We start from the raw sequence: 12,204 nt of genomic DNA, 5'->3' as shown, positions 1-12,204 counted from the left end.
ACCCACCCCGCTGGCTTCGCGAGCAGCCACATGGCTGCAACAGTTCATGGTGCGGATGGCACCGTGCCTGCCAGCGCGTGTCGTCGCTGGCCTGCGGAGCAGCCTGCCGCACGCCGCTTCGTCAAGGCTGTGTGACAATCGTTGTATCCAGGGAAGTGGAATGGCGAAGGGCATGCGTCAAGGACAGAGGGTGGTGCTGTTGCTGCTGGTGCTGCTCACCAGCCTGCTGCTGCCAGCAGCGCAGGCGGCGCCCGCCGGCGCGGAGACGCCCCGCCTGCGTCGCATCGGTACGGCCGAAGGGCTCCCGTCGCGGATGGTGACGGCGCTGGCCGAGGATGCGCAGGGTTATCTGTGGGCCGCGACCGACGGTGGGCTGGCCCGCTATGACGGGGTTTCCTTGCAGACCTGGCGGAACGACCCGCTGCAGGAAGGGTCGTTGCCCGGCAATGAGATCGAGACGATGCTGGTCGACGGCCGTGATCGCCTGTGGCTGGGGATCAACGGGGTGGGCCTGGTCCGCATGGGGCCTGAGCGGCAAGCCTTCGAGGTCATCAACGACATCAGTGCGGCCTGCGAAGGTCAGTTCTGGACGCTGGCCGATGCCGAGAATGCGCTGTGGGTGGGTACCAGTGCCTTCGGCCTGTGCCGCCGCGACGAAACGGGGCAGCTGCGCCGGTTCCGGCATGATCCGGCCGACCCGCACAGTCTGCCGAGCGACACGATCTTTTCCAGCGTGGTCGACGAGCGCGGACGTCTGTGGTTGGGGACCGAGCAGGGCGTAGCGCGTTGGAATGGCAGCGGGTTTGATCGTGTCGGCGCGGATGTGCTGGGCGATGTGTCGGTGGTGCGGCTCAGCCGCGGTGAAGCCGGCAGCGTCCTGGTGGGTACCCAGGGCGATGGTGCGTTCGTGATCGGCGCCGACGACCGGGCGCAGCGACCCGGCTGGTCACAGGCCGCCACGCTGCGCGCGGCGCTGATGCTGCACGATCGCCAGGGCGGTTACTGGGTCGGCAGCTCCGAAGGGCTGCTGCGCGGTGATGACCGGCAGCTGCGGCGGCTCGAGCACGACAGTGGCAGCGGCTTCCTGACCGCGCACAGCGGCGTGCTGGACATGCTGCAGGATCATGAAGGCGGCATCTGGGTGGGATTGCTGACGCAGGGCCTGGCCTATCTTCCGCCGGACTGGAAGCGCTTCTCGACCTGGTTCCAGCTGGACGGCAAGCCGCTGGACAGCCAGTACCTGCTCAGTGTGGCCAGCGACGGCACCGACTTCTTCGTGGGCGCCGCGCACGGGGTGTATCGGCTCGATGCCGGGGGCACGCTGTCGTTGCTGGTGAGCGATGAGCAGATCGGCAGTGGCGCGATATGGTCACTGCTGCCGCGACCGGACGGATCGTTGTGGCTGGGGCGGGCTGGCCGGATCACCGTGTTCGATCCCAAGCGCCGGACGCATCGCGATTGGCTGATCCAGGGCGGTGCCGATCTGCGCCAGCGGATTGACCTGATGCGGCAGGCACCGGATGGCACGGTGTGGTTGTCGGTGATGAATCACGGCCTGCAGCAGCGCGACGCGCAGGGACGCGTGCTGCGCGATTTCCCTCGCGCGACGTTGCCCGGCCGCAGTCAGGCGCCGGTGGAGCAGTTGCGTTTCGACCCGCAGGGTCAGCTGTGGGTGGTGGGCGACATGGGCGTGCTGCGCTTCCAGAACGACCGCTTCATCGCCATCCCGGGCGTCTCGCGCGGCACCATCTTCGACTTGGCCTGGGCCGGCCCGCGTAGCCTGTGGCTGGCGCGCCAGGGGGCGTTTGAACGCTACGAGTGGGATGGAAAGAGCCTGACGTTGCGTGAGCAGGTCGGCGCAGCAGAAGGCGTGCTGCCGGTGTCCATCGGCGGCCTGGTGATCGGTGCGGCGGGGCAGCTGTGGGCGACCAGCCCGCGCGGACTGATGCGCTGGGATACCGGCAAGCGCCAGCTGCGCATCTACAGTGAGCGCGATGGCCTGCCGGACGCGGAGTTCACCGGCCGCCCGCCGGCACAGGACGCTGCCGGCCGCGTGCTGGCGGTGTCGCAGACCGGTCTGGTCGGGTTTGATCCGGATACGGCCGACGCGCCGCTGCCCTCTTCGCAGCTGGTCATCGCCTCGGTGCGCGTGCGCCGCGACGATGGCGAGGGCTGGCAGGAGGTCACCGCCCGCTCGCCCATTACGCTGGGGCCGGACGACCGTGATCTGCAGATCAATGCGCGGCTGCTGTCCTTCGCCAATCCGCGCAGCAATGCCTATCGATTCCGCGTGCAGGGCTATGACCTCAACTGGGTCACCGCCGCCGATGGCGAGCGCACGCTCTCGCGGCTGCCGTCCGGCGCGTTCCAGATCGAGATCCAGGCGCGACACGCGGGCGGCGACTGGACGCCGGTGCAGGCACTGCAGGTGCAGGTGCTGCCGCCCTGGTGGCGCAGCGGTGTCGCCCTGCTGGCCTACGGCGTGGGTGGGACCCTGCTGGTCGCTGGCGTGGCGTGGTACGTCCGCCTGCGCCTGCGCCGGCGACAGCAATGGCAGCTGAGCCTGCACAAGCAACATCTGGCCGAGCAGGCCTCGCAGGCGAAGAGCCATTTCCTGGCAACGCTGGGGCACGAGGTCCGCACGCCGATGACCGGCGTGCTGGGCATGAGCGAGCTGTTGCTGGACACCGGGCTGGATGACCAGCAGCGCAGCTACGCCGGCGCCATCCACCAGGCCGGCACCCATCTGCTGCGGCTGGTCAACGATGCGCTGGACATGGCGCGGATCGAGGCCGGTCGGCTGGAACTGGACATCCGCCCGTTCGCGCTGGATGCCTTGTTCGACCAGGTGCAGGCCTTGATGGAGCCCATCGCGCGCCAGCGTGGGCTGGCCTTCCGCCGCGAGATGGCGTTTACCGGTCCGATATCGGTCAGCGGCGATGAGATGCGGGTGCGGCAGGTGCTGATGAACCTGCTCGGCAATGCGATCAAGTTCACCGAGCGCGGCCACGTCGGGGTATCCGTCCGTCCCGGCGGCGACGGCGTGGGCCTTCGGTTCGAGGTGGAGGACTCCGGCCCGGGCATTGCCGTCGAGCAGCAGGCGCGCTTGTTCCAGCGATTCGAACAGGCCGACGGTCCGCGGACGGCGTCGCGCTACGGGGGATCCGGCCTGGGTCTGGCGATCAGCCAGGAGCTTGCCGTGGCGATGGGCGGCACCATCGACGTGGACAGCCTGCCGGGACACGGGGCGCGTTTCAGCGTGCTGCTGCCGCTGCCTTGGCATGCCGAAGACGTGGCGCCCGTGGCCGAGGCGCAGCCCTCGCCCGACGTGCTGCCGTCCCTGCGGATCCTGCTGGTCGAAGACGACCCGACGGTCGCTAGTGTGATCCAAGGTCTGCTGAGGGCACGTGGGCATGAGGTCGAACACGCGCTGCACGGACTGGCGGCGCTGTCGGCGGCGGCGACCTCGTCCTTCGAAGTCGGGTTGCTCGACCTGGACCTGCCGGCCCTTGACGGGCTGGGGCTGGCACGTCAGCTGCGGGCGATGGGTCATCGGTTCCCGTTGATCGCGGTGACCGCCCGTTCGGACAGTTACGCCGAAGCGGAGGTGCTGGACGCCGGATTCGATGGCTTCCTGCGCAAGCCGGTGACGGGCGACCTGCTGGTCGGGGCGATTGCCCGCGCGCGCCTGCGTCGCGCCCTCCCATGACGCAGGTGGCACGTAGTTCACGCTTCGGCGGTTTCACGTCGTGAAGACCGTCACCTTCGGTTTACCATGCCATCCAAGCCATCAGCCGTCGCGGGCACCGCAGGCATGAGGTGTCCATCCCTGCTGCGCAGGGGGCAGTGGCAACGGGGAGCAGGCAGGGGCAATGCGTTTGCGTAGGACGTTGGCACTATTGCTGTCGGCATGGCTGGCCCTGTTGCCGGCGAGCGCGCAGCCGGTTCCGCCGACGCCGCGGCAGCTGACCGTGTTCGATGGCCTGCCGTCCAACACCGTCAACCGGATGGCGGAAGACCGTCTGGGCTATCTGTGGATCGCCACGAATGACGGGCTCGCCCGCTTCGATGGCCGCAGCTACCGGATCTGGCGGGCCGAAGACGGGCTGCGCGACAACCGCATCTGGACGGTGCTTGCCGATGCACGCAACCAGCTCTGGATAGGGACTGAAAACGCAGGTCTGGTGCGGCTGTCCGCTGATCGGCGGGTCATGCGTTTCTATGACCGTGACAGCCAGCCGCTGCTGGCCAGCAACACCGTGTGGAGCGTGGCGGCCACGCCGGACGGGGCGATCTGGTTCGGCACCTACGAAGGCGGCCTGTACCGCATCGATGCCGACGACACCCTGCAGCGTTTCCTGCCGGAAGAGGGCAACGACCGCAGCCTGCCGTCCAACAGCGTGCCCTTCCTGGCGACACTGCCCGACGGCAGTCTGTGGGTGGGCACCAAGCGCGGCCTGGCGAGATGGACGGGACACGATTTCGAACGCGCGCCGGACAGCGTGCTGGGCGATGCGATGATCAACGGCATGACCGCTGATGCCGATGGCAGTCTGTGGATCAACACGCTGGGCAGCGTGATCGTGCGTCACGCCGATGGCCGCTTCGAGCCGGCGCCGTGGCCGGTGCCCGCTGGCGACCAGGTGCTGGGCATGATGCTGCACGATGAGCAGGGCGGCTATTGGCTGGATACCCGGTCGGGTCTCGGACGGGGGGTGGCAGGGCGCTTCCAGCAGGTTCCGTTGTACAGCGCGCTGGCACGGGGACGGGTGCGTCCGAACTGGAGCGGCGCCTTCCAGGACCGCGAAGGCGGCATCTGGCTGGCCAGCCTCAACGCCGGCTTGTGGCACCTGCTGCCGCGCTGGTGGCAGTTCTCGGTGCTGTCCCGCCTTGAAGATGATCCGGCCTCGTTGCGCAACGCCTTCGTGCTCGGCACCGCCGCTGCGGCGGACGGCGGTGTCTGGACGGTGGGTGGCCACGGTGCACTGGACAAGCTGGACCCGGCCACGGGCAAGGTGGAACAGCACCTGACCTGGGTGAATGGCAACCACTGGCTGATGTCTGTCGCCGAGGATGATCAGGGCAACGTGTGGACAGGCTCCATGGACGCACTGGCGCGCTATGAACCTGGCAGCCGGCGCGTGCGCCGCTGGGGCCGCGATGACGGAGCCGACGCGGTGATGGAAGGCAATGTCCAAGATATCGCGGTATGTGGCGGGCTGGTGTGGACGATGTCGCCGACCGGTGTGCAGGCACGTGATCTGCAGGGGCGCGTGCAGGTGGGCGTGCCGCTGGGTGAGGGTGGCCTGCGCGCGGGGCAGCTGAACATCAGCCTGGAGTGTGGGCCGCGCGGGCAACCCTGGCTGGCCGGCAGCCAAGGGCTGCAGGAATGGGATCCGCACCTGCATGTGTTCGCCCTGGTCGACGGTGGTCCTGCCGGGGCGGTCCATGCGATGGCCTTTGCCAGTGGGGACCAGGTCTGGCTTTCGCAGGATGGGCGCCTGGTCCAGCACCGATGGACCGGCAGCGCGCTGCAGCGGCACCGGGTGATCGGCGCAGTGCAGGGGTATCCGGCGCTCGCCGCCAACGGGTTGGCCGTGGACGAAACGGGCATCGTCTGGGCGAGCAGCCCACGCGGCATGCTGCGGGTGGATCCGCGCGTGCCCAGCGTGCGCCTGTATGGCGTGCATGATGGATTGCCCAGCCAGGAGTTCCGCGAGAACACCCTGGTGGCCAGCCGCAGTGGCCAGTTGCTGGCAGGCACGCCGGCAGGCGTGGTGCTGTTCGATCCACTCAAAGTGGGGCCGCCGACCCGGCAGGCACCGCTGGTGATCGAGCGTGTCGAAGTCAGCCGTGGCGACCGGAAGGTCGAGCTGACCCACGCCACGCCGATGGTCATCGAAGATGGTGACCGCGACCTGCACATCGTCGCGCGCCTGCTGTCGTTCAGCGATGCGGCGTCCAACGTGTACCGGTATCGGTTGGGCGGCTACGATCCGGACTGGGTGGATGCCGGTGCGGGTGGCGAGCGTGTTTTTTCACGCCTGCCCCCCGGTCATTACGCGCTCGAGGTGCAGGCGCGCTCGGCCGACCACGTATGGTCCAAGGTGCAGACGCTGGAGTTCGACGTCTTGCCGCCGTGGTGGCGCAGCGTGACCGGTGTGTTGATGCTGATGGCACTGGGCCTGCTGTTGCTGAGCGGATTCGCCTGGCTGTACCGGCGACGTCTGCAACGCCGGCATGCCTACCAGATGGCGGTGCACAAGCAGGAGGTTGCCGAGCAGGCCTCGGCGGCCAAGACGCGCTTCCTGGCGAACCTGGGCCATGAAGTCCGCACGCCGATGACGGGTGTGCTTGGCATGACCGAACTGCTGCTGTCTTCGCCGCTGGACACGCGCCAGCGCAATCATGCCGAGTCCATCCGCAGTGCGGGCGAGCACCTGCTGTTGCTGGTGAACGATGCGCTGGACCTGGCGCGGATCGAGTCGGGGCGGTTGGAGCTGCAGTCGCAGGTATTCGATCTGAACCTGCTGCTTGCCGATGTCCAGGCGCTCACCGCGCCGCTGGCTCGGCAGAAGGGCGTGCAGTTCACGCTGCAGAATGAGCTTGCCATCGGGCTGTGCGCGCAGGGCGATCCGCTGCGGGTGCGGCAGATCCTGCTCAATCTGCTCGGCAACGCGGTCAAGTTCACCCAGCGCGGCAGCATCACCCTGCGCGCACGCAGCGACACCGACGCGCAGGGCCTGCGTTTCGACGTGAGCGATACCGGGCCGGGCATCAGCAGCGAACTGCAGAAACGGTTGTTCCGCCGCTACGAGCAGGCCGACGGTGCACGCACCGCAGCGCAGTACGGCGGCAGCGGCCTGGGGCTGGCGATCAGTCGCGAGCTTGCGGTAGCGATGGGCGGTGACATTGCCGTACGCAGCCAGCTGGGCAACGGGACGTGCTTCAGCGTGGTGCTGCCCCTGCCGCTTCAGGATGGCAGCGGGCACGCCGATGGTGAGGGGCCGCACGCGGTGGTCGTACCGGCGGCGCCGCTGCGCATCCTGCTGGTGGAAGACGATCCCACCGTGGCCGAGGTCATCGCCGGCCTGCTGGCGGCCCGCGGGCACCAGGTGGTGCATGCCGAGCATGCGCTCGCGGCCTTGCGCGAAATGGCCGGCGACCGCTTCGACATCGGTCTGCTGGATCTCGATCTGCCCGGCCTGAGTGGCTTCGACCTGGCGTTGCACCTGCGCAACCAAGCCCACGACCTGCCCCTGCTGGCGGTCACCGCGCGCACCGATCCGGATCTCGCCGAGCAGGTGGCGGCGGCGGACATGCAGGGGTTCCTGCGCAAGCCGGTGACCGGCGAGCTGCTGGCCGAAGCCATCGCCCGCGCGCTGACCGCCCGCTAGCGCCGCCGACCGCTCCTGCCTCCCGGTAGAGCCGACTTCAGTCGGCTGCACTTGCCTTCTGGTAGAGCCGACTTCAGTCGGCTGCATTGGTGGAGCAGCCGACTGAAGTCGGCTCTACCAAGAGGCCCAACCCGTTAGCCCAACCCGCCGCCCAAGCCCCGCATCATCACTCCGCGACTTCCTCGATCTGCTTCGGGTCCGGGCCTGTATCCGGCAGCTGCCAGAAGATCAGCGTGGACGTCAGCGTGATCGCGCCGACACACAGGAAGGTCGCGTGCAGGGCGGCCGTGGCGCCGTGCGATTCCAGCGGTGCGAAGGCCGCCAGCAGGCTGCCCGCCGCTGCGGCGCCGAACCCTGCCGCCAGCATCATCACCATCGACAACAGGCTGTTGCCGGAACTGGCGAACTCCCGATCCAGGTCGCGCAGCGTCACCGTGTTCATTACCGTGAACTGCAGCGAGTTCACCGCGCCGAACAACGCCAGTTGCAGCAGCCGCCAGCCCAGGTGCTGGCCCGGCCCCATCAGCGCGAAGCTGGCCATGGCGATGCCCACCAGCACGGTGTTGACCATCAGCACGCGGCGGTAGCCGAAGCGCTCCACCAGTTTCACTGCCAGCCGCTTGGACACCATGCCGGCGGCAGCGACGGGAATCATCATCAGGCCGGCATTCATCGGGCTCATGCCCATGCCCACCTGCAGCAGAAGGGGGATCAGCAGCGGCATGGCGCTGCTGCCGATGCGTGAGAACAGGTTGCCGAGGATGCCGATGCGGTAGCTCGGCACCCGGAACAACGCGAGCGAAAACAGCGGCGCGGTCGAATTGGCGGCGTGCAGCCAGTAGCCCGCCAGCGCGGCCAGCCCGGCGACGGTCATCAGCATCACCAGCGCGTGCGGCGTGCCCATTCCCGAGATGCCGTCCAATGCCAGCGACAGCACCACCATGCCGAAGGCCAGCATCGCGTAACCGCGCAGATCGAAGCGGCTTCGATGGGCGGCATAGTGGTCGGGCATCACCTTCATCGCGACCAGATAACCGATCACGCCGATCGGCAGATTGATCAGGAACACCCAGTGCCACGACGCGACTTCGACCAGCCAGCCACCCAGCGTCGGGCCGATCAGCGGGCCGATCAATGCCGGGATGGCGATGAAGCTCATCGCGCGCAGGAAGTCCTCGCGCGGTACCGAACGCATCACGGCCAAGCGACCGACGGGCAGCAGCATCGCGCCACCGATGCCCTGCAGCACGCGCGCTGCGACCAGCTGATGCAGGGTCTGCGCCAACGCGCAGGCCAGCGAGCCAAGGGTGAACAGGATGATGGCGACCAGGAAGGTACGCCGCGTGCCGAAGCGGTCGGCGATCCAGCCCGACGCCGGGATGAAGGTGGCTACGGCCAGTGCGTAGCTGAAAACGACAGACTGCATCTGCAGCGGACTTTCGCCCAGACTTCGCGCCATCGCCGGCAACGCCGTATTGACGATGGTGGAGTCCAGCATCTGCATGAAGATCGCCAGCGATACCAGCCACAACAAGGGGCGGATGGAGGCGTAGCTTGACGTCATCGGGCTTGGATCCGCGCGACCGGGAGGCGACATGATGGACCAACCGCGGTAACGGCGCGATCAGGAAGCGCCGTACCGCCATGCCGGGTAAAGCATCAGCGTGCGCTGAGCCGGTGCACCGCCTCGACCAGAACCTGCACACTGGCCGGATCCATGTCAGGCGACATGCCGTGGCCCAGGTTGAACACATGGCCCTCGCGCGAGCCGCCGTTGCCGGCCGCATACGTATCGAGCACCCGGCCCGCCGCCGCGCTGATCGCCTCGGGACTGGCGTACAGGGTGGTGGGATCCAGGTTGCCCTGCAGCGCGACGCGCCCCCCTGTGCGGCGCACCGCGTCGTCCAGGTCCAGGGTCCAGTCCAGTCCCAGCGCATCGGCACCGGTATGGGACAGCGCCTCCAGATGCAGGCCCGTGCCCTTGCCGAACAGGATCAGCGGCGTGCGGGCGCTGCCTTCACCGCGCTCCAGCTCGGCGGAGATGCGCTGCAGGTAGCGCAGCGAGAATTCGCGGTACATCGCCGGCGACAGCACGCCGCCCCAGGTATCGAACACCTGCAGTGCCTGCGCGCCGGCCGCGCGCTGCGCACCGAGGTAGGCGACCACCGCATCGGTCACGACCTCCAGCAGGCGGTGCAGTTCCTGCGGGTGGTTCAGCGCCATCGCCTTGATGCGGGCGAAATCCTTGCTGCCGCCGCCTTCCACCATGTAGCAGGCCAGCGTCCACGGGCTGCCGGAAAAGCCGATCAGCGGCACCTGTCCATCCAGCTCGCGGCGGATCACCCGCACGGCATCCATCACATAGCGCAGTTCCTGTTCCATGTCCGGCACCGCCAGCTTGGCGATGGCGGCGGTATCGCGTATCGGGTGCCGGAACTTGGGACCTTCACCTTCGACGAAATACAGCTCCAGGCCCATCGCATCGGGGATGGTCAGGATGTCCGAAAACAGGATAGCCGCATCCAGCGGGAAGCGGCGCAGCGGCTGCAGGGTGACTTCGCAGGCGAGATCCGGGTTCTTCGCCATCGCCAGGAAACTGCCTGCTTTCGCGCGGGTCGCACGGTACTCCGGCAGGTAACGACCGGCCTGGCGCATCAGCCAGATGGGGGTGTAATCCACCGGCTCGCGGCGCAGGGCGCGCAGCAGACGATCGTTGCGAAGAGGGCTGGTCACGGAAGGCGATCCTTGTGCGGGCGCTGCATGCAACGCCGTGTGGGAAGAAGGGGGGGGCATGCTCACTCGCCGTGCGAGGCCAGCTTGAAGCCGCGGTGAAGCTCGGCATCGCGTGCCTTGGCAAAGGCGGCGCGGGCGTCGGCTTCCTTCAGGTACAGTTCGCGCCGGAGCTGCGAGCGGCCCCCGGCGCGGCCGGATTCGCGCAGCAGTTCCCAACCGCCGAACAGGTCGGCGGCCAGGGTCAGGCGCAGGAAGCGCGGCGTCTCGGTACCGATGGCCGGTTGTTGCAGGTGGGCATGCATGGGGCAATTGTAGCGCTGCCCCATGAACGGCGGAGACGCACGGTGCCTGCAGCGTCGAGCGGTCCTAGGCGGAGAAACCACCCCGTGCAGGGCGGACCCGCGACAGGATCAGCCAGCCAGCACCGCAAGCACGGCGGCTTCTTCCACATCGGCCACCACATCGGCCTGGCCGATGCCGCGCCACAGCACCAGGCGCAGCCGCCCGGCCACGTTCTTCTTGTCCAGCCGCATGCGTGCCAGCAGCGCGGCAGGCTGTAGTCCCGTGGGAATGGCGGTCGGCAAGTTCAGCGATGTCAGCAACGCAGAAAGACGCTGCTCGTCCGCCGCCGGTGCCCTGCCCATCGCGGTCGACAGACGGGCGGCCAGCACCATGCCGACCGCTACGGCTTCGCCATGGTTCAGGGCATCGCGTCCTGGCGCCGAATAGCCCTGTTCGGTTTCGATGGCATGGCCGAAGGTATGGCCCAGGTTGAGCAGGGCCCGCTCGCCCTTCTCCAAGGGGTCGCGTTCGACAATGGCCGCCTTGTGCCTGCAACTGCGCGCGATGGCTTCAGCGAGCAGCGTGGCATCGCCGGCAGAAAGGCCATCGGCATGCTGCTGCAGCCAGTCGAAGAAGTCCGGATCGCCCAGTGCACCGTACTTCACCACCTCCGCCAGCCCTGCGCGCAGCTCGCGCACCGGCAGGGTCGCCAGCACGTGGGTGTCGGCGATCACCGCCCGCGGCGGATGGAAGGCGCCCACCAGATTCTTGCCGGCCGGGATGTCCACCGCCGTCTTGCCACCGACCGACGAATCGACCATGGCCAACAGCGTGGTCGGCAGTTGAACGCAGTCCACCCCGCGCATCCAGCAGGCCGCGGCGAAACCGGACAGGTCGCCCACCACACCGCCGCCCAGCGCAAAGATGCAGGCATCCCGCGTGGCGCCCAGCGCGGCCAAAGCGTCGATGGCCCGGCCGAACCCGGCCAGCGTCTTGGACGCTTCACCGGCCGGCAACACGTGCTCGGCCACCAACAGGTCCGGGCGTGCCTGCATCAGCGCGGCACGCACGCCGGCGAGATAAAGCGGGGCCACATCGCTATCGCTGACCAGCAGCACGTGCCGGCCGCGGACATGCTGCGCCAGCGCGTGGCCATCGGACAGCTGGCCCGGGCCGATGGTGATCGAATAAGGATGGTCGCCAGCGACGGCGACGTGCAGGGGGGAGGGTGCGGTCATGCGATCGGGTCCTGTCGCTGCCAGTGCGCGGCCAGCTTGACCACAAGCTGGGACGTGGCTTCGGCAGCGGTGTAAAGGTCGGTATCCAGGGTGAGATCGGCCAGCTGCTGGTACAGCGGGTCGCGGTGATAGGCCAGGTCCTGCAGCACCTGCTCACGGTCCGGGCGCTGCAGCAGCGGCCGCGCCTTGTCCCGCGCCAGTCGTTCCAGTTGCGCCGCGACGCTGACCCGCAGGTAGACCACGAAACCATGGCCGGCGATGGCGGCACGGTTGTCGGCATGCAGCACGGCACCTCCGCCGGTAGACACCAACTGCCCGTGCCCGCCGAGCACGCGCTGCAGTGCCTGCTGCTCATGCCGGCGGAAACCGGCTTCGCCGACCAGATCGAACAGGGTCGGGATGCTGGCACCTGCCGCCTCCACGATGACCTGGTCCAGGTCAACGAATTCCAGCGTGAAACGCTCGGCGAGGCGGCGGCCGATGCAGGTTTTGCCGGCTCCCATCGGGCCGATCAGGATCAGGTTCGGAGCAGGATTCATCGCCGTGAATCCTAC

At 68.2% G+C, this 12,204-nt stretch carries 7 protein-coding genes; 2 read left to right on the top strand and 5 right to left on the bottom strand.

Annotation, left to right across the window (positions count from 1 at the left end; genetic code table 11):
* The first annotated feature begins 172 nt into the window (after positions 1-172).
* Positions 173-3,709: an ATP-binding protein gene (locus tag ICJ04_RS13060; protein WP_223202885.1), complete on the top strand. Its 3,537-nt coding sequence runs from the start codon at positions 173-175 to the stop codon at positions 3,707-3,709.
* A 163-nt stretch (positions 3,710-3,872) separates the two neighbouring features.
* Positions 3,873-7,397 carry an ATP-binding protein gene (locus ICJ04_RS13055; protein ID WP_188324655.1) on the top strand — a complete coding sequence of 1,175 codons (3,525 nt, stop codon included), beginning with the start codon at positions 3,873-3,875 and terminating at the stop codon, positions 7,395-7,397.
* Between the two features lie 166 nt (positions 7,398-7,563).
* On the opposite strand, the gene mdtD is transcribed toward ICJ04_RS13055, so the two are convergent.
* From mdtD to ICJ04_RS13030, 5 genes are all read right to left on the bottom strand, one after another.
* Positions 7,564-8,961 (bottom strand): multidrug transporter subunit MdtD, encoded by a 1,398-nt coding sequence (gene mdtD / locus ICJ04_RS13050; protein WP_188324654.1) that lies wholly within the window; start codon positions 8,959-8,961, stop codon positions 7,564-7,566.
* A gap of 95 nt (positions 8,962-9,056) precedes the next feature.
* Entirely contained in the window at positions 9,057-10,130 is a 1,074-nt protein-coding gene (gene hemE, locus ICJ04_RS13045; RefSeq protein WP_188324653.1) for a uroporphyrinogen decarboxylase, read from the bottom strand.
* Positions 10,131-10,192: 62 nt separating this feature from the next.
* Positions 10,193-10,432 (bottom strand): WGR domain-containing protein, encoded by a 240-nt coding sequence (locus tag ICJ04_RS13040; RefSeq protein ID WP_188324652.1) that lies wholly within the window; start codon positions 10,430-10,432, stop codon positions 10,193-10,195.
* A gap of 108 nt (positions 10,433-10,540) precedes the next feature.
* Positions 10,541-11,650 (bottom strand): 3-dehydroquinate synthase, encoded by a 1,110-nt coding sequence (gene aroB, locus ICJ04_RS13035; RefSeq protein ID WP_188324651.1) that lies wholly within the window; start codon positions 11,648-11,650, stop codon positions 10,541-10,543.
* Positions 11,647-12,189: a shikimate kinase gene (locus ICJ04_RS13030; protein ID WP_188324650.1), complete on the bottom strand. Its 543-nt coding sequence runs from the start codon at positions 12,187-12,189 to the stop codon at positions 11,647-11,649. Before ICJ04_RS13030 ends, aroB begins: the two co-directional genes overlap by 4 nt.
* Positions 12,190-12,204 lie beyond the last annotated feature (15 nt).

It is taken from the genome of Stenotrophomonas sp. 169 (assembly GCF_014621775.1).
Lineage (GTDB): Bacteria > Pseudomonadota > Gammaproteobacteria > Xanthomonadales > Xanthomonadaceae > Stenotrophomonas.
Note: the sequence above shows the minus strand (reverse complement) of the source record. Positions and strands in the feature narration are given on the sequence as shown.